General features: G+C 72.0%; 18 protein-coding genes. 16 read left to right on the top strand and 2 right to left on the bottom strand.

The features are described from left to right. The first annotated feature begins 307 nt into the window (after positions 1 to 307). From ACTJJZ_RS14375 to ACTJJZ_RS14330, 10 genes are all read left to right on the top strand, one after another. A complete protein-coding gene (locus tag ACTJJZ_RS14375; protein WP_440721868.1) occupies positions 308 to 709 on the top strand; it encodes a Fur family transcriptional regulator in 402 nt (133 codons plus the stop codon). 67 nt (positions 710 to 776) lie between these two features. Beyond that, the gene (locus tag ACTJJZ_RS14370) at positions 777 to 1,784 is read left to right on the top strand and encodes a permease (RefSeq protein ID WP_440721918.1); all 1,008 of its coding nucleotides are present in this window, start codon (positions 777 to 779) and stop codon (positions 1,782 to 1,784) included. After that, complete coding sequence (locus ACTJJZ_RS14365) at positions 1,777 to 2,622, top strand: TIGR03943 family putative permease subunit (RefSeq protein ID WP_440721867.1); 846 nt, start codon at positions 1,777 to 1,779, stop codon at positions 2,620 to 2,622. Before ACTJJZ_RS14370 ends, ACTJJZ_RS14365 begins: the two co-directional genes overlap by 8 nt. Further along, a complete protein-coding gene (locus ACTJJZ_RS14360; protein WP_440721866.1) occupies positions 2,612 to 4,369 on the top strand; it encodes a hypothetical protein in 1,758 nt (585 codons plus the stop codon). Before ACTJJZ_RS14365 ends, ACTJJZ_RS14360 begins: the two co-directional genes overlap by 11 nt. After that, on the top strand, positions 4,369 to 5,172 hold the full coding sequence (locus ACTJJZ_RS14355) for a DNA-3-methyladenine glycosylase (protein WP_440721865.1): 804 nt from the start codon (positions 4,369 to 4,371) through the stop codon (positions 5,170 to 5,172). Before ACTJJZ_RS14360 ends, ACTJJZ_RS14355 begins: the two co-directional genes overlap by 1 nt. 156 nt (positions 5,173 to 5,328) lie before the next feature. Then, positions 5,329 to 5,565 (top strand): 50S ribosomal protein L28, encoded by a 237-nt coding sequence (gene rpmB, locus ACTJJZ_RS14350; RefSeq protein WP_345184126.1) that lies wholly within the window; start codon positions 5,329 to 5,331, stop codon positions 5,563 to 5,565. Then, positions 5,565 to 5,735, top strand: coding sequence for a 50S ribosomal protein L33 (rpmG, locus tag ACTJJZ_RS14345; protein WP_440721864.1), 171 nt, complete (start codon positions 5,565 to 5,567; stop codon positions 5,733 to 5,735). The genes rpmB and rpmG overlap by 1 nt, the downstream gene beginning before the upstream one ends. A gap of 3 nt (positions 5,736 to 5,738) precedes the next feature. After that, positions 5,739 to 6,044: a 30S ribosomal protein S14 gene (rpsN, locus tag ACTJJZ_RS14340; protein WP_440721863.1), complete on the top strand. Its 306-nt coding sequence runs from the start codon at positions 5,739 to 5,741 to the stop codon at positions 6,042 to 6,044. 271 nt (positions 6,045 to 6,315) lie between these two features. Then, on the top strand, positions 6,316 to 6,603 hold the full coding sequence (locus ACTJJZ_RS14335) for an HU family DNA-binding protein (RefSeq protein ID WP_045250850.1): 288 nt from the start codon (positions 6,316 to 6,318) through the stop codon (positions 6,601 to 6,603). Positions 6,604 to 6,844: 241 nt separating this feature from the next. Continuing rightward, positions 6,845 to 8,908 carry a cytochrome c oxidase assembly protein gene (locus ACTJJZ_RS14330; protein WP_440721917.1) on the top strand — a complete coding sequence of 688 codons (2,064 nt, stop codon included), beginning with the start codon at positions 6,845 to 6,847 and terminating at the stop codon, positions 8,906 to 8,908. 58 nt (positions 8,909 to 8,966) lie between these two features. On the opposite strand, the gene ACTJJZ_RS14325 is transcribed toward ACTJJZ_RS14330, so the two are convergent. Next, positions 8,967 to 10,088 carry a hypothetical protein gene (locus ACTJJZ_RS14325; protein ID WP_440721862.1) on the bottom strand — a complete coding sequence of 374 codons (1,122 nt, stop codon included), beginning with the start codon at positions 10,086 to 10,088 and terminating at the stop codon, positions 8,967 to 8,969. A gap of 89 nt (positions 10,089 to 10,177) precedes the next feature. Here ACTJJZ_RS14325 and ACTJJZ_RS14320 point away from each other — a divergent pair, with 89 nt between their 5' ends. From ACTJJZ_RS14320 to ACTJJZ_RS14295, 6 genes are all read left to right on the top strand, one after another. Next, a complete protein-coding gene (locus tag ACTJJZ_RS14320; protein ID WP_440721861.1) occupies positions 10,178 to 11,566 on the top strand; it encodes an ATP-dependent DNA helicase in 1,389 nt (462 codons plus the stop codon). 124 nt (positions 11,567 to 11,690) lie between these two features. Beyond that, positions 11,691 to 12,284: a hypothetical protein gene (locus tag ACTJJZ_RS14315; RefSeq protein ID WP_440721860.1), complete on the top strand. Its 594-nt coding sequence runs from the start codon at positions 11,691 to 11,693 to the stop codon at positions 12,282 to 12,284. Beyond that, positions 12,281 to 13,606 carry a sensor histidine kinase gene (locus tag ACTJJZ_RS14310; RefSeq protein ID WP_440721859.1) on the top strand — a complete coding sequence of 442 codons (1,326 nt, stop codon included), beginning with the start codon at positions 12,281 to 12,283 and terminating at the stop codon, positions 13,604 to 13,606. The genes ACTJJZ_RS14315 and ACTJJZ_RS14310 overlap by 4 nt, the downstream gene beginning before the upstream one ends. Beyond that, positions 13,603 to 14,301 carry a response regulator gene (locus ACTJJZ_RS14305; RefSeq protein WP_440721858.1) on the top strand — a complete coding sequence of 233 codons (699 nt, stop codon included), beginning with the start codon at positions 13,603 to 13,605 and terminating at the stop codon, positions 14,299 to 14,301. The genes ACTJJZ_RS14310 and ACTJJZ_RS14305 overlap by 4 nt, the downstream gene beginning before the upstream one ends. Positions 14,302 to 14,435: 134 nt before the next feature. Further along, entirely contained in the window at positions 14,436 to 15,716 is a 1,281-nt protein-coding gene (locus tag ACTJJZ_RS14300) for a serine hydrolase domain-containing protein (RefSeq protein WP_440721857.1), read from the top strand. An 86-nt stretch (positions 15,717 to 15,802) separates the two neighbouring features. After that, positions 15,803 to 16,819, top strand: a complete 1,017-nt coding sequence (locus tag ACTJJZ_RS14295; protein WP_440721856.1) for a magnesium and cobalt transport protein CorA — start codon at positions 15,803 to 15,805, stop codon at positions 16,817 to 16,819. Positions 16,820 to 16,848: 29 nt separating this feature from the next. On the opposite strand, the gene ACTJJZ_RS14290 is transcribed toward ACTJJZ_RS14295, so the two are convergent. Beyond that, positions 16,849 to 17,889, bottom strand: a complete 1,041-nt coding sequence (locus ACTJJZ_RS14290; protein WP_440721855.1) for a YeiH family protein — start codon at positions 17,887 to 17,889, stop codon at positions 16,849 to 16,851. Positions 17,890 to 17,909: the final 20 nt, after the last annotated feature.

Below are 17,909 nucleotides of genomic sequence, written 5' to 3'. Positions count from 1 at the left end.
CCGTTCGCAGCGACGTTTTCCATCTCCACAAGGCGGAACGGGGCGGACGAAGATGGATCTCGCTGCCGGCAGGCCTCTGCGAGCGACGTTTTCCATCTCGCGGATCCGGCCAGGGTGCGGTGGGCCCCGCGGGCCCGGCGGATCCGGCCAACGTGCGGTGGCCCAGCGGATCCGGCGCGCGCCGCGACCCATCCCGGGCCTCGCGGGGCCCGGCGGTCCCCGCGGTCCCGGAGGTGACGCGGTGCCGCTCAGCGGCAGGAGGGTGCCCTCCCAGCCCCGGGCCAGGAGGCGGATCTAGACTCGGGGCATGGCTCAGCGGAACACGTGGCAGCGCGAACGCGTGCGCGAAGAGCTCGCGGACGCGCGCGGCTTCGTGAGCGCTCAGACGCTGCACGCGGCGTTGCGCGACGCGAACACCGGGATCGGGCTGGCCACGGTGTACCGGGCGCTGGCCGGGCTCGCGGCCTCGGGCGAGGCCGATTCGCTGCAGAGCCCCGAGGGCGAGGCGCTCTACCGCGCGTGCCACACCGAAGGGCACCACCACCACCTGATCTGCCGATCCTGCGGACTGACCGTCGAGATCGAGGCGACCGACGTCGAGCAGTGGGCGCGCCGCACCGCCGCCCAGCACGGCTTCCGGGACGCGGAGCACGTGGTCGACATCTTCGGGCTCTGCGCGACCTGCGCGGACGCCGCTGCGGAAGCGTGACGCCGGCGTGACCGCGACCACTCAGAGCCGGCGCGCGTCCGAGCGCGACAGGTCGATCCCGCACGCGCTGCGCACCCCGCCGCCGGGGCTGTCCGGACGCAGGACCGCGATCGCCGCCGTGGTCGGCACCGCCGTGATCGCCGCGCTCGTGGCGATCGACGTCTTCGCTCCGCACCTCTTCCGCGCATCGCTGCCCAACCGCCTGCAGGACGGGCTGACGCTCTCGCTCAGCGTGCTGTTCGAGGCGCTGCCGTTCGTGATCCTGGGTGTGCTGCTCTCGATCGTGGTGCAGGTGTGGCTTCCGGACGGGGTGATCGAGCGGATCCTGCCCCGGCGCGGCTGGGCGCGGCGTGCCGTGCTGTCGCTGCTCGGCATGCTGATCCCGGTCTGCGAGTGCGGCAACGTGCCGTTCGCGCGCGGGCTGATGATGCGCGGTCTCGCGCCGTCCGAGGCGCTCACGTTCCTCATCGCCGCGCCGATCGTGAACCCGATCGTGATCCTCACCACGCAGGCCGCGTTCGGCTGGGACGGCGGGATCCTGGTCGCGCGGATCGTCGGCGGTTACGCGGTCGCGAACCTGATCGGCTGGGTCTACAGCCGGCACCCCTCGCCGGACGCGCTGCTGACCGAGCGTTTCCGCAGCACCTGCGACGTCGTCACGCACGAGCTGGGCACTCCCACCCGGCGCAGCCTCGCGCAGTTCCTGGTCGAGCTGCGGGCCGTGATGCCCGCCCTGATCGTGGGATCCGCTCTCGCCGGAGCCGTGCAGGTGATCGTGCCGCGCGACGTGCTGCTGGCGATCGGATCCAATCCGCTGCTCTCGGTCGTCGCGATGATCGCGCTCGCCATCTCGGTCGCGATCTGCTCGAACGTGGACTCCTTCTTCGCGTTGTCGTTCGCCTCCACCTTCTCGCCGGGTGCGATCGTCGCGTTCCTGCTCGTGGGGCCCCTGGTCGACATCAAGATGATCGCGCTGCTGCGCACCACGTTCACCGGCCGCACCCTCGCGGGGATCGTGACGATCGTGATCCTGTTCGGCTTGGCCCTGGGGATCGGGGTGAACGTCCTTGTCTGAGCGGACGGCGCCGTCTGAGACGACGAGCAGAGCGGGATTTCTCGGCACCCGCTGGCTCGGTGCGGGGCTCGCGACGCTGCTCGCCGTCACCACCCTCGTGCTCGGCATCACCGGCCGGCTCACCCTGTACATCAGCCCGGAGACGGTCTGGTTCGCCATCGCCGCCGCGATCGTGACGCTCATCGGCGTCGTGTGGTCGTGCGCGCTCCCGCTGGGGGCCGAGCAGGACCACGGGCACGACCACGGCGCGGCGCCGGATGCGCACGAGCACGACGGCCGCCCGCACGACGGCCACGAGCACGCGCCGCGGCGGTCGGTGCGCCGGGTGGCGGGGATCGCGCTCGCCGGGGCCGGGGGAGTGATCGCCACCGCGGTCGCCGCCGGGGCGCTGCTGCTGCCGCCGGCGGCGCTGTCGGTCGACATGGCGCTGCAGCGCGCCCCGGTCGGCAACGTGCTCTTCGCCGGCGCCGACAACGTGGCGCTGGGCGCGAACACCGACACGAGCACCTTCGGGGTCGGCGCGTGGGCGAGCACGTTCGCCACGGGAACCCGCCCGGAGAAGTACGATGGCACCACGGTGACGCTCACCGGCTTCCTCACACCGGACGGATCCGCGACGGATCAGGCGCACCTGACCCGCATGGTCATCTCGCACTGCGTGATCGATGCGCAGCCGGCCTCCGTGCCGGTGCAGATCAGCGGCTGGAAGAGCCAGTACACGGTCGGCGACTGGGTGCAGGTGAAGGGCGTGGTCCGCGCGGCCGCCGACGGGAAGCTCTCGATCGTGCCGGCCAGCGTCTCGAAGATCCCGCAGCCGAAGGACCCCTATGAGCACTGACGACGCGGATCGCCCGCTCACCCGGGCCGAGCTGCGCGCCCGTCGCGCGGCCGAGGAAGCCGCGGACGCGGCCTCGACGAGCGCCGCGGTTTCGGCGAGCCCCGTGGCCTCGGATGCGGCCTCCTCGGAGAACCCGACGGCCGTGGAGAGCCCCGCGGCCCCCGCGGCTGGGCAGACCGCTGAGGCGGCCCCCGGGCCGCGCCGCACCCCGAACCCCGCATCCCCCGACGGCGTTCCCGACCGGCCCGACATCCGCGACGCGGAGCCCGCCGCCGAGGTGAGTCAGGCCGTCCCCCCGGCGACCTCGGTGACAGCGCCTCCTGCCGCGATCCCGCAACCGGCCTGGGAACCCCACGCCGCGCCGGAACCCGCCGAGCGCGGGCGCCGCCGGTTCCCCCTGATCATCGGCGCGGTCGTCGGCGTGCTCGTGCTCGTCGTCGCCGGGTTCGGCCTGGTCGGGCTGCTGCAGGGTCCGCGCGTGACCGGGGTGAAGATCGACGCGCAGTCCGCGATCGACGCATCGGGCACGCGCATGCTGCTCACGGCGAGCGAGCCGATCGCGAAGGTCTCTGCGTCGCAGGTCACGGTCACCCCGAGCGCGCCGTTCACGGTCGACACCTCGGGACGCATGCTCGGGATCCGCTTCACGGTGCCGCTCGACGACGACACCACGTACTCCGTGTCCGTGAAGGACGTCACCGGCACCGACCATCAGCGCACCGGCACCCTGCAGGCGACGTTCCAGACCCCGAAGTCGACGATCTACCTGCTGCAGCGCAACGCCTCGGGCGACGACACGATCTTCCTCACCGATCTCGGCGGCAAGAACGCCGTGCCGGTGTTCCAGCACAAGGGGATCGACGACTTCCGCACTACGGCCGACCGTCTCGTGGTCAGCACCGAGAAGGACGGCACCTCGACCCTGCTGGTGATGGACCGCCAGGGCAAGCACCAGCGCGAGCTGCCGCTGCCCGGTCCCGGCTTCGTGTCCTCGATGCAGGTGTCCGAGCGCGGCAACCTGGTCGGCTACACCTTCACCGACAAGGGCATCAGCGCGGCGGGCGGGCGGGCGAGCGTCCTGGTCACGCAGTCGCTGACCGGCGACGACACCCCGCAGATCGTCAAGATCGGCGACAAGCTGCCGAGCACCGCGCAATGGGCCTTCGTGCCGGACACCTCCTCGGTGCTGTTCATCGACTTCACGGGCGCTCTCTACGTCGAGGACCGCTCCTCGGCCAAGGGGGCGCCCACCGCGCTGGGGCCGGCGCAGACGATCGAGGGCATCTCCCGCGGCACCTACACGGCGATCGTCAGCAGGGCGAACGACCTGGTCGAGTTGAACCTCGCTGACGGAACCCAGAAGCCGCTCGCGGCATCGACCCCCGACTTCGGGGTGCCGAGCACGATCGCGCCGTTCCCCGGCGGCACGCTGCGACAGGTCGCGACCCGCGACGCGACCGGGCTGCCGACCGGACAGATCATCACCCGGGTCGACGAGAAGGGCAAGGCGGTCAAGCTGTTCAGCGTGACCGGATCCGACGCCATCATGCAGGCGTGCCCGTCGCCGAGCGGGCAGTACAGCGCGGTGGTGGTGGCGCCGAACCTGGTGCAGAACCCGTACGACCAATCGCTGCTGCCGCTGCCGACCACGCTGCAGACCCACATCCTGGACACGAAGACCGGCAAGGAGCGCGTCGTGCTCGCCGGCTTCGATCCGTCCTGGTGCGCTGCGGCGCCGCACCGCTGATGACCGGCTCCGCGCTCCCGCCCCTCGGCGAAGGGCTCCGGCGGGCGGCCAGATCCGACCTGCTCGCGCTCCCCGTCGAGGTCGCGCCGCGCCTGCTCGGCGCTCGGCTGCGCACCGTCGTGGACGGCGCAGAGGTGCGCCTCAGGATCACCGAGGTCGAGGCGTACCACGGCGCCGGAACGGGCGAGCTGGCGGACCCCGGCTCCCACGCCCGCATGGGCCGGACGGCGCGCAACGCGACGATGTGGGGTGAGCCGGGGCACCTGTACGTCTACCTCAGCCACGGCATCCACTCCTGCGTGAACGTGGTGTGCGGGCCGGACGGGGTGGCCGGCGGTGTGCTGCTGCGCGCCGGCGAGGTCGAGGTCGGCATCGACGTGGCGGGCGAGCGGCGGGGCATCGTTCCCGTTCTCAGGACGGATTCGACAGAGACGGCGGAAACCGCGCGGATCACGCCGGAGCGGGAAATCCGTCCTGAGATCGGGCCGCGGCAGCTCCGCGACCTCGCCCGGGGTCCCGGCCGTTTCGGTCAGGCCGCGGGCCTGCGGCACCCGCGGCATGACGGCATCGACGCGATCACCGGCACCGAGCTGCACGGTGTGGTGGCCGAGCTCTGGCTCGCCGAGCCGCTGGACGAGATCGCGGCGGGGCCGCGCGTGGGCGTCGCCGGGCACGCCGGCACCGCGGCGTTCCCATGGCGGTACTGGATCCCGGGCGATCCGACGGTCTCGCCGTTCCGGTGGGGCAGGGGTGCTGCGGCGGCCGCGGCCGACACGCCCGGGATCGGATCCGTGCTAAAGTAGCTCTTTGTCTGCGCACACTCCTGTGCGCAGTTCGTATGCCTCCCGCTCCCACTCCGGACCCTGAGCCTGTCGAAGGGTCCCGATGTCGTGCGAGAGGCGTGCAGACAAGGGATCTTGGGTGGGGCCGTCCGGCCTCACGGTATAGAAGGAGTCATCATGGCAGCAGTGTGCCAGGTGACCGGAGCTGTTCCCGGCTTCGGTCACAACGTCTCGCACTCGCACCGCCGGACGAAGCGCCGCTTCGACCCGAACGTGCAGAAGAAGACGTATTTCGTTCCGTCGCTCGGTCGCAAGATCACGCTGAACGTGTCCGCCAAGGGCATCAAGGTGATCGACGCCCGTGGCATCGAGAAGGTTGTCTCTGACCTCCAGGCGAAGGGTGTGAAGCTCTAATGGCCAAGAAGGCTCAGGACATCCGTCCGATCATCAAGCTGCGTTCGACGGCAGGCACCGGTTACACCTACGTGACCAAGAAGAACCGTCGCAACACCCCCGACCGTCTCGTGCTGAAGAAGTACGACCCGGTGATCCGCAAGCACGTCGAATTCCGAGAGGAGCGTTGATCCATGGCCAAGAAGAGCAAGATCGCTCGCAATGAGCAGCGCAAGGTCGTCGTCGAGCGGTACGCCGAGCGTCGCGCCGAGCTGAAGAAGACCCTGGTCGACCCGAACGCGACCGAGGAGGCCCGCGAGGCCGCCCGCGTCGGCCTGCAGAAGCTGCCGCGCAACGCGTCGCCGGCCCGTGTGCGTTCGCGCGACGTCATCGACGGCCGCCCCCGTGGCGTCCTCACGAAGTTCGGCATCTCGCGTGTCCGCTTCCGTGACATGGCGCACCGCGGCGAGCTGCCCGGCGTGACCAAGTCGAGCTGGTAAGCAGCAGTGCTTCACAGGGCGGGGATCTTCGGATCCCCGCCCTTCTGCATGTCCGGATCCCGGGAGCCTGATCGGCGAACAGCGGTTCCGACGTGGGACTGCTGTGACGGATGAGGCGCGACACGCCGCCGGAAAACGTCAAAACCCGCGAAATGACGCGGAAAACCGGGGTTTGGTTGATACATTCAAGGCGGTCGTTCGACCAACGGGGGGCATCCGCCCATCCGGAACTCTGATACGAAGCGACGGGATCCCGTCGCTGGAGGATGAAATGGCTGACAAGTCCATCACCAAGACCGAGCTCGTCGCGAGCATCGCCAGCGCCACCGGCCAGAGCCAGGCTGCTGTCTCCGGCGTTCTCGACGCCCTGTTCGCCACGGTCTCGGACGCTGTTGCCAAGGGCAGCAAGGTCTCGATCCCGGGCTGGATCTCCTTCGAGCAGGTCGCGACCGCCGCCCGCACGGGCCGCAACCCGCAGACCGGCGCCGAGATCAAGATCCCGGCCGGCAAGCGCGTCAAGGTGACCGCTGGTTCCAAGCTCAAGGCCGCCGTCAAGTAATCCCGGCACAGCCTCGGAAGGCCGCCCCTCGCCGCGAGGGGCGGCCTTCCTGCGTCCTGCCGCGTGCACGGCACGCGCTCCCGGCTGATGCCGAGAGGCGCGCGCCTAGGCTGGAGGGGTGAATCGCCCCTCGACCCGCCCCGTGCCGCGGAAGGCGGCGGCACCGTCCGCCCGCCCCTCGACCGGCGCGGGATCGACCTCCGCGGTCTCCGGATCCGCCTCCCTGCGCGTGACCGGGCCCGTGATCCTCGTGATCGCGGCCGTCCTCGGCGTGGTCGCCGGTCTCGCCTTCGGCGGGGGCGCCGCACCGAACCTGCTGCTCGATCCCGGCCCTGTGGTGCGCTGGGGGCTGCCGATCGCGACCCTCGTGAAGGATCTGGCTGCCGCGGCGATGCTGGGCTCCCTCGTGCTCGCGCTGTTCGGGCTGCGCAGCGGTGTGCGATCGTTCGAGATCGCGCTGGACACCGCGTCGATCGGCGCCGCGGTCTTCACCGTCGCCGGCGCGGTCGCGGGCCTGTTCACGTTCCTGCAGACCCTGGGCGTGAAGCTCAGCGCCGGACCCGAGTTCGGCGCGCAGCTCGGTCGGTTCCTGCTCGAGCTGCCGCTCGGCCAGGCCTGGCTGGAGACCGTGATCGGCGGTGCCGTGATCACGATCGCCGCTTTCGCGTTCCGAGGCTGGACGGCGACGCTGCTCACCGCGCTCCTGGCGGCCGCCGTGTTCGTCCCGCTCGCCACGCAGGGGCATGCGGGCGACCTCAGCGGCCACGACGCCGCGGTGAACTCCCTGCTGCTGCACACGCTGGGCGCCGCGGTGTGGGTGGGCGGTCTGCTGCTGCTGATCGTGCTGCGCGGATCCTCCACCGAGCTCGCGGGCGGCGGCGCGGAGGCCCGGACGTCGAAGCGGCCGAAGAAAGGCGAGGCCCGGCGGGCGGTCGCCTTCACGGCGCTCGTGCGCCGCTACTCGTCGCTCGCGCTCATGGCCTACGTGGTTGTGGCGGTCTCGGGCGTGGCCCGCTCGATCGTCGCAGTCGGGGACTGGGCCGGCATGCTCACCCCGTACGGCGGGATCATCGTGGCCAAGGCGGTCGTGCTGATCCTGCTCGGCGCTCTCGGCGCCCGCTACCGCACCCGGCTCATCCCCAGGCTCGACGTCGGCGACAGCGGCGGAACCAGCGCCTCCCGCGCCCCCGGCGGCTCGAACCGCGGCGCCGGCGCGTTCTGGCTGCTGGTCCTGCTCGAGCTCGGCCTGATGGGCATCGCGTCCGGTCTCGCCGTGGCCCTGGCGCGCACGCCCCCGCCGACCGGCACCGAGGCCGCGGCCGTGCGCACCCCGGCCGAGATCCTCACCGGATCCCCGCTGCCGCCCGCGCTCACCCCCGACCGGTGGTTCACGGCGTGGAACATCGACCTGGTCTGGGCGGTCATCGCCGGATTCGGGGTGTTCCTCTATCTGGCCGCGGTGTGGCGGCTGCGCCGGCGCGGCGACGCCTGGCCCCTGCACCGCACGATCTTCTGGGTGCTCGGGATGCTGGGGCTGGTCTGGGTGACCGGCGGCGCGATCAACGCGTACCAGGAGTACCTGTTCAGCGTGCACATGCTCGGCCACATGATGCTGTCGATGGCGATCCCGCTGCTGCTGGTCGCCGGAGCCCCGGTCACGCTCGCCCTGCGTGCGATCGGCAAGCGCTCGGACGGCACCCGCGGGGGCAGGGAGTGGATCCTGTGGGCGGTGCAGTCGCCGTTCTCGCGGGTGGTCACCAACCCGTTCGTCGCGGCGGCGATCTTCGTGCTGTCGCTGTGGGCGTTCTACTTCACCGATCTGGTGCGCTGGGCGATGACCGACCACCTCGGCCACGAGTGGATGACCGCGCACTTCCTGATCTCGGGGTACCTCTTCGTGCTGAGCCTGATCGGGGCGGATCCGGTGCCCCGGCGCCTGCCCTACGCGGGACGCCTGATCACCCTCATCGCGGTGATGGCCACGCACGCCTTCTTCGGCATGGCGATCATGATGCAGTCCGGCCTGATGGTGGCCGAGTGGTTCGGCGCGATGGGGCGCACCTGGGGCGCGACGCCGCTGCAGGATCAGTACGTCGGCGGCGGTGTCGCCTGGTCGGTCGGGGAGATCCCGACCCTGATCCTCGCGATCACGGTCGCGATCCAGTGGAGCCGCAGCGACGCGAAGGCGGAGAAGCGGGCGGACCGGCACGCCGACCGCACCGGCGACGCGGAGCTCGAGGAGTACAACGCCCGACTCGCGGCGCTGGCCGAGAAGGATCGCCGCTCCGCCGCCCACGGGCGCTGACCCGGTCGACCGCACGGCTCGTCAGGAAGCGGCGCGAACCGGCGCGGAGCCCGGCGGGTCAGCCCTGGTCGCTGTGGTCCTCGGTCGGGGACTGATCCGGAGAGGTGATGCTGATCGACGCGGAGCCGTCCGGCAGGAACTGGATCGTCCCGTCGACATGGAACGGCACGTCCTGATCCACCTCGCTCAGGGATCCGTCGTACAGGGACTGCACCTCGACCACGATGTGCGCGGTCGCGGGGGTCGGCGGGATCTTCCAGCCCGCGCCCGACGGCTGCAGCGTGACCGCCGGCAGGGAGACGATGCTCCAGGTCGGCGGGTGGGTGACGCGGTTCGGCACGGTCATGCCGAACGGGCAGCCGGTGGGCTGCAGCACGTTCTGGGTGGCGCACTGGGTGAGGAACTCGTCGACCCGCTGCTGCACGATCTTCACGAACGCGTCCGTGGGGTGCGTCTGCACGTCGAGGGGCACCTCGGCGAGCGGCTTGTCGGCGAGCACGCCGACTCCGTCCGCGGTGGCGGTCGCGGTCTTCACCGACACCGAGTACAGCCCGGGCGAGAACACCAGCAGCGGCACCGGGTCGAGCGGCGAGGCCTGCGCCCCCTTCGCCGCGACCTGCCGGCGGTCGAGCTCGAAGCCGTTCACCGCGAACCGGTCGGATCCGCGGACCGTGAGGTCGACGACCGACAGCGGGCTCTGCGCGAACCCCCAGGACGGGGCGATGCCGATCCAGCCGGTCTGGCGGATCCGGAAGGTCGACGTTCCGGGATGGCCGTCGGCCTTGTAGTGCACGGTGACCGCGGTGGCGTCCCGGTCGGGCCGCTCCTCGGTGACGGCCACATCGGTGAGCGGGGCGAGGGCGGCGCGGCGCAGCAGCGCGTCGGAGGCGTTGCGGAAGGATCCCTGGTCGAGGTCGGAGCGCTCGATCGCGACCCCGGGAAGCCGCAGGGCGTCGGCGGCGCGGCCCTGGGAGAGCAGGTCGAGATAGCGCGTCACGAATGCGGAGGGGCTGTAGAACTCGCGGTACACGCTGATCCCGCCGGCGCCCAGAGCGGCCACCAGGACGACCCCGACGAGGGCGAGGACAGCGAGATCCGACCACACCGATGCAGCGCGTCGCGCCGTCCGCGCCCGGCGACGCCGCGCGCCCGGCGCCAGCACCCCCGCCGACTGCACCATGGCGCAAGTCTACGAAGCAGAGCCTGCGTGGATACCGAATGGGTCGACGTGAGGCGACCCGCTCGGGCGAAAGGTAGACTCCGAAGACCGTGAGCACGCCCACCCTCTCCGCCGAACAGGAAGAACTGTTCCGGCTGATCGAGGACACCCGTGAGCACGTGTTCATCACCGGCCGCGCCGGCACGGGCAAGTCCACGCTGCTGCAGCACTTCGCCTATCACACGCAGAAGCAGATCGCGGTGTGCGCCCCGACCGGGGTCGCGGCCCTGAACGTCGAGGGTCAGACGATCCACTCGCTGTTCCGGCTGCCGATCGGGCTGATCGCGGACGGCGAGATCGAGCAGTCCGACGCGACCCGCAAGATCCTGAACGCGATCGACACGCTCGTGATCGACGAGGTGTCGATGGTCAACGCAGATCTGATGGACGCGATCGACCGGTCACTGCGGCAGGCACGCGGGCGGCGAGGCGAGCCGTTCGGCGGCGTGCAGGTGGTGATGTTCGGCGACCCGTATCAGCTCGCCCCCGTGCCGCCGCGCGGCGACGAGCTGCGCTACATCCGGGACCACTACCGCTCGTTCTGGTTCTTCGACGCGAAGGTGTGGGCGGGCGACGCGGGCGCGGACGACGGACTCATCGATCTCGGTCGGCACGGCGCCACGCTGCACGTGCGGGAGCTCGTGCACATCCATCGCCAGGCCGACGCGGGCTTCAAGGCCATGCTGAACGCCGTGCGCTACGGCCGGGTGACGGCGGAGATCGCGGAGGCGCTGAACACGGCGGGGGCGCGGACGCCCCCGGACCCGGCGCCGGGCGAGATCCCGATCATCACGCTCGCGACGCGCAACGACATCGTGAACGGCATCAACGCCCGCCATCTCGCGGCCCTGCCCGGCAAGGTGCAGAAGGCGAAGGCCGACATCTCCGGCGACTTCGGCCGCGGCGAGGCGAACTACCCGGCCGACCAGGAGCTGCAGCTCAAGGAGGGCGCGCAGGTGATGTTCCTGCGCAACGACATCTCCGCGGCGCCCGAGCCGCCGCGCTGGGTGAACGGCACGATCGGGACGGTGGTGCGGATCCTCGGCGACGCCGTGCGCGTGGAGATCGACGGCGAGGAGGTCGACGTCGAGCCCGCGGTCTGGGAGCGCTACCGCTACATCTACAACCCCGGCACGAAGACGCTCTCGCGCGAGGTGGTCGCCGAGTTCACCCAGTTCCCGCTCCGGCTGGCCTGGGCGGTCACGATCCACAAGTCCCAGGGCAAGACCTACGACCGCGCGATCGTCGACCTCGGTTCCGGCGCGTTCGCCCCCGGGCAGACGTATGTCGCGCTGTCGCGGCTGACCTCCCTGGAGGGGCTGTACCTGACGCGCCCGCTGCGCCCGAGCGACATCCGCGTGGACGAGGACGTGCGCCGCTTCATGCGCGCGGCCTGGGAGGCGCGGCAGGGCGATTCGACGCCGCAGGTCGGCGGTTAGGCCCGCCGCGACGCGAGAAGAGGAGACCGCTCGGGCGGTCGTCCGCGGATCTCCACCCGTCCGCCCGCGGATCTCCACCCGAGGGTGGTGCCCCGGAATCGGGGATCCGAGGAGCATCGAGGACATGAACCTCTCCGTGCTCTCCAACATCCTGCTGATCCTCGTCGCGGTGGGCTGGATCGCCGTGCGCCAGATGACCTGGCGCCCGGTGCTCGGCGGCCGGGACTGGACCTTCCCCGCGCTCGCCGTCGTGGTCGGCGCCGCCCTGCTGATGCAGTCGCTGAACGGCCGGGCGCTCGGCCTCATCGACGTCATCGCGTTCGTGGTCGAGCTCGTGATCGCCCTCGCGGTCGGCGCCGGCATGGGAGCGATCGCGCACATCCGCCCGATCGTCCGCCCCGCCGGCTCGGCAACGGTCACCGCCGGCCTGTCCGCCAAGGCCGCGGCTGCGGCCGCCGCCGAGTTCGAGACCCGCACGGGGCCGTGGGGCCTCGCACTCTGGGTGGTGCTCATCGGCGTGCGGGTCGGGCTCACCTTCGCGTTCGAGTCGCTCGGCAGCCACCTCGGCATCTCCGGCGGTCTGATCCTGCTCGTGCTCGCGGCCAATCGCGGGGCGCGCGTGCTCGTGCTGCACACCCGGGTCCTCCGACTGGCTCAGGGGCCGGCTCTGCGCCGCAGCACCGCGCAGGGCGGATCCGGGCGCATCATGGTTCGGTGACCCGCATCAATCCGCTCACCTGGTGGAGCGCCGGCATGAACCTCGCCGGCGCTCTCGCCGTGGGATACGGCCTGTGGCGGACCGCGCACGTCATCGCGGCGTGGGCGCTCGCGCTGGCGGTCGCGGGGATTCTCGCCTGGGTGGTGCGGACGCTGCTCGCCGCACGACGAGGGTCCCAGGCCTCCCGGACCGAGGAACGGGGCGAGACCTCGCGCACGCCGCGCAGCGATTCCGTGATGCAGCGCGTCCTGGCCGGCGCTCTGCACGGCCTGATGGTGCTGGCCGGAGGCCTGACGGCGGTGCCGACGCAGGGACTCGGCACCGCCGTGCTCATCGTCGCGATCATGCTCGTCACGAGCGACCGCCTGGCGTCGCCGCCGGTGTGGGGCGGGACCGTGCTCGCGGGGGCGCTCTCCGCCGTGGCCGGAACGCTGCTGGCAGCGACGGGCGCGGGCGGATCCTCCGGTCCGAACGTGCTCGGACTCCTCGCGGTGCTGGTCGGGCTGGTGTTCACCGTCGTCGCCGGGTTCAGCCGGCGCGCGCAGCAGTCGCTGCTGGCCGAGCGGGAACGGGCGAGCGCCGAGGCGCTGCGGGCGCAGGCGGCGGCCGAACGGGTGGCGATCGCCCGCGATCTGCACGACGTGCTCGCGCACAGCCTGGGCGGGCTGGTGGTGCAGCTCGACGCCGCGGAGGCCCTGCTCGACGCGGGCGACGCCGGAAGCGCCGCGACCAGGGTGACGGCCGCACGGCAGCTCGCGGTGGAGGGGCTGCGCGAGGCCCGGGAGGCGGTGCGGGCCCTGCGCGAGCCCGCGGACGAGGACGCGGCGGACGGCGGCCTCGCCGCGGCTCACGCGCTCCGCAGCGTCGGCCCCGCCGAGGTCACCGAGCGCATCGACGCGCTCCTGCGTGCGCACGAGGTCATCGGCGGGCGCGCCGAGCGGCGCAGCACCGGCGCGCCTCGCCCGATCCCCGAGGCGCTGGCGGAGGCCCTGGTGCGGGCGGTGCAGGAGGGGCTCAGCAACGCTCGCAAGCACGCGCCGGGCGCGGACGCGCGGATCGAGGTCGTCTGGCATCCTGACCGGGTGGAGTGCATCGTGCAGAACAGGATCCCCGTCCGCGAGGGCGCGGGCAGGGACCGCGCCGGGACGGTTGCGCCCGCCGTGGCCCGGACCGAGCTCGCGGCGACCGGCGGCGGCTACGGGCTGCGCGGGGTCCGCGAGCGCTTCGAGGCTCTCGGCGGAGCGGTGCAGGCGGGGATCCTGCCCGCGGAGTCCGCCGCAGCGGACGACCGCTTCGTGCTGCGCGTCGAGGCGGCGGCGTGAGCGGCCCGGTCCGGATCGTCATCGCCGACGATCAGGCGATCATCCGCGAGGGGCTCGAGACGGTCCTCGGCCTGGTGCCGGATTTCGAGGTCGTCGGGGTCGCGGCGGACGGCGCCGAGGCGGTCGCGCTCGTCGCGGAGCGGGCGCCCGACGTCGCCCTGATGGACCTGCGCATGCCCGTGCTCGACGGCGTCGCGGCCACCCGCCGCGTCGCCGCGGAGACGCCGGGCACGGCCGTGCTGGTGCTGACGACCTTCGCCGACGACGCCGACATCCTCGCCGCGCTGCGGGCGGGCGCCCGCGGCTATCTCACCAAGGACGCGGGGCGAGCCGAGCTCGCCGCGGCCATCCGGGCGGTCGCGGCCGGGCAGTCCACCTTCTCCGAGCCCGTGCGCGATGTGCTGCTGGGCCGGATCGGCGCACCGGACGACGTCACCGCGCGAGCGGAGGCGCCGGGCGACGCGGATCCGGGCCCCGCCTCCGCGGAGGCGCTCGCGGGCCGGTTCCCCGTGCTCACCGCGCGCGAGCGCGAGGTCCTCGCGCTCATGCTGCAGGGGCGCTCGAACGCGGAGATCGCCGACACGCTGTTCGTCGGGGTGTCCACCGTGAAGACGCACATCAACGCCCTGTTCGCGAAGCTGGGCGCGCGCGACCGGGCGCAGGCGATCGCGATCGGACTCGGCACGAGGTCCTGAGCCGACGCCGGGTCGACGCCGGGTACCCGCCCGGCGAACATCACGATCCGGCGCCGGGCTCGGGGATCATCCTCGAGGATGACGGGGACTGTCGAAGCGTCCGCTTAGAATCGTGAGGAATGTCAGGGGGCTGAATGCGTCGGATCACTCTTCGCCGAGCGGGGGCGCTGGTGGCGGGTGCCGTCGTCGCGGTGCTGGCACTGAGCGGTTGCACCGAGGGCAACGCCGCCCCGAGCTACAGCCCGAAGCCGCAGGTGCAGGGCTCGCTCCCCTCCGACGTGCGCGACCAGCTCAAGGCGGCCGTGCAGCGCTCGATGACGGCGAGCGGCGCCAGCGGAGCGATCGTCGGCGTCTGGGCCCCGTGGAGCGGATCCTGGACGGCGGGCCTCGGCACGGTCTCGGCCGGCGACAAGACGCCGGTCAAGACGGACATGTCGTTCCGGATCGGCGACGTCACCCGGCTGATGACCTGCGACGTGCTGTACGCGCTCGCCGATCGGGACATCGTCAAGCTCGACGGCAAGATCACCGACTACGTCTCCGGCGTGGCAGACCTGCAGGACGTGAGCCTGCTCGATCTGTGCAACGGCACCGCCGGCATCGGGTCGTCGGAGAGCACCGCCCTGCCGATCTGGCTGCACAACCCGGATCGGGTGTGGGATCCGAAGGAGCTCGCGTCCTACGGTCTCGGCCAGAACCGCACCCCGGCGCACACCGCCTACCGCGACTCCGACGCCGGTTACCTGCTGCTCGGGCTCGCCCTCGAGCGCGCGAGCGGACAGACCGCGTCGCAGCTGATCCACCGGTACGTCACCGTCCCGCTCGGCCTGACCTCGACGGCGCTGCCGGGCGTGACGCCCGCCGCGCCGAAGCCGGCCCCGGCGCTCGACGGGTCGTACCTGCCGCAGGAGAACGGCGCCTACCAGTGCGCCAAGCCCGCGGACATCACCGAGAGCTCGTCGAGCATGGGATACACCGACTCCGGCGTGACCTCGACGATCGCCGACCTCGGGCGGTACGCGCAGGCCGAGGCGTCGCAGGCGCTGCGCACCAAGGATGCGCCGAAGCGATTCGGGTCGCCGCTGCCCGCCGCCGACGGCGCGCCGTCCTGGTACCAGGCGACCGGCGGGGCGTTCCTGGTCGGATCCATGATCGGGCAGCACGGCATGACCGCCGGCTACCTGACCGCCGCGTACTCGGATCCGGCGAGCGGATTCACGGTCGCGGTCGTGCTGAACGACTCGAGCGCCGGAAGCGCGATGATCGGGAACCTCGCGTTCGAGCTCGCCGCGATCGCCTCGAAGGCCCCCGCGGCGAAGGGGCAGAAGGCGAGCACGTTCGCCTTGCCGTTCACGCCGGAAGACTACGCTAAGGCCGTCGACGGTGCGGCCATCTGTCCGCTGCCGCAGGGCTGATCCGGCCCGCACGACCTCCGCACCCTCCCGGTCGGATCGCGAGCACCGCGCCCGCGCCGGCCGCGGAGCAGACCCGAGGGGGCAGCATGGCCATCGTCGACAACGGCGTCTACGTGGACGGGGTCCGCACGGACACGCCCGTCACCCTGGACGAGACCTTCCGCCTCATGCACGAGCGCGGCGGGATGGGCTGGATCGGCCTGTACCGGCCGAGCGAGCGGGAGGTGCGGCAGGTCGCCGCCGAGTTCGGCCTGCACGAGCTCGCCGTCGAGGACGCCCTCACCGGGCATCAGCGCTCGAAGCTCGAGCGCTACGGGGACTCGCTGTTCATCGTGCTGCGGCCGGCGCGCTACCTCGACGCCACCGAGGAGGTCGAGTTCGGCGAGCTGCACGTGTTCGTCGGTCCGAACTTCGTCGTCACGATCCGGCATGCCGAGTCGCCCAGCCTGAGCCGGGTGCGCGGTCGCATGGAGCATGACGCGGAGATGCTCGCCCGCGGCCCGGAGGCCGTGCTGTACGCGATCCTGGACGAGCTCGTCGACGAGTACTCGCCGGTGCTCGCGGGCCTGGAGAACGACATCGACGAGATCGAGGCGCAGCTCTTCGTCGAGGAGGCCGACGTCACGCAGCGCATCTACGAGCTGTCCAGCGAGGTGATCGACTTCCAGAAGGCCACCCAGCCGCTGCAGCCCATGCTCGAGGCGCTCCTGCGCGGATCCGCGAGGTACGCCGTCGACCTCGAGCTGCAGCGCTACCTGCGCGACGTGCTCGACCACATCCTGAACCTCTCCGAGCGGGTGGCCACGTTCCGGGCGAACCTCGACAACGCCCTCACCGTGGAGGCCACGATCGTCGCGCGCCGGCAGAACGAGGAGATGCGCCGGATGACCGAGGAGAGCATGCGCCAGGGCGAGGAGGTCAAGAAGATCTCCAGCTGGGCGGCCATCTTCTTCGCGCCGACGATCGTGGCCGGCATCTACGGCATGAACTTCCGCGCCATGCCCGAACTCGCCTGGCCGCTCGGCTATCCGATGGCGATCGGCCTGATGGTCGGCGGCGCGTTCCTGCTCTACGTCGTCTTCAAGAAGCGCGGCTGGCTGTAGGGTCCCCGAGCCCCGGGGTGGGCTGTCGGTCAGCGTCCGAGGCCGGTCACCGCGATCACCGCGAGGGCGGTGGCGGTGACGAGGACCCACAGGATCGCTCCGAGCACGAGGGGGCGCCAGCCGGCGCGGCGCAGCGCGCGGACGTCGGTGGACAGACCGATGCCGGCCATCGCGGTGGCGATCAGGAACGCGCTCACATGGGCCAGGGCTTCGCGCGGGCCGGGCGGGATCGCGCCGAGGGATCCCAGCACCGCGACAGCGAGGAAGCCGAGCAGGAACCAGGGCACCAGGCCGAGCGCGCCGCGCAGCGTGATCCGCCGCCCCTCCGCCGTGCGCCGCGACTCGATCACCGACAGGGCCAGGGAGATCGGGATGATCATGAGCGTGCGCACGAGCTTGACCACGACGGCGAACCCGAGCGCGGAGGCGCCGAACACGCTCGCCGCGGCCACCACCGAGCTGGTGTCGTTGACGGCGGTGCCGGCGAGCAGGCCGAATGTGTGCGGATCCATCCCGAGCGCGTGCCCGAGCAGCGGGAAGAGCAGCACGGCGAGGACGTTGAAGACGAAGATCGTCGACACCGCGTAGGACACCTCGGCGCTGACGGCGGCGATCACCGGCGAGACCGCGGCGATCGCCGAGGCGCCGCAGATGCCCGTGCCGACCCCGATCAGCGTGCGCAGGCGGGGCTCGACCCGCAGCGCGCGGCCGATCAGCCACGCCCCGAGCAGGCACACCGTGAGCGTGGAGAGCATCACCGGCAGCGACTCCGCCCCGACGCGCAGGATCGCACCGAGGGAGAGCTGCGCGCCGAGCAGCACCACGGCCAGCTGCAGCAGGAACCGGCCGGAGAAGTCCGCGCCGGGTCGCAGCCGCGGACCGGGCCTGCGGATCACCGCGACGACCACGCCGATCACGATCGCCGGCACGGCGGATCCGAGCACCGGCAGGGCGGCGCCGATCGCGGTCGCGACGACGGCGATCGCGACGGTGAGCAGGAGACCGGGCAGCACCTCGCCGCCGTGCGCGGCGAGCCGGAGCGGAAGCGTGCGAGCCGGGCGGAACTGCATGGATCCAGCCTCGTCCTGGT

This window comes from Microbacterium sp. 22242, from assembly GCF_052045495.1.
Classification (GTDB): Bacteria; Actinomycetota; Actinomycetes; order Actinomycetales; family Microbacteriaceae; genus Microbacterium.
This window is presented reverse-complemented; position numbering and strand designations above follow the sequence as displayed.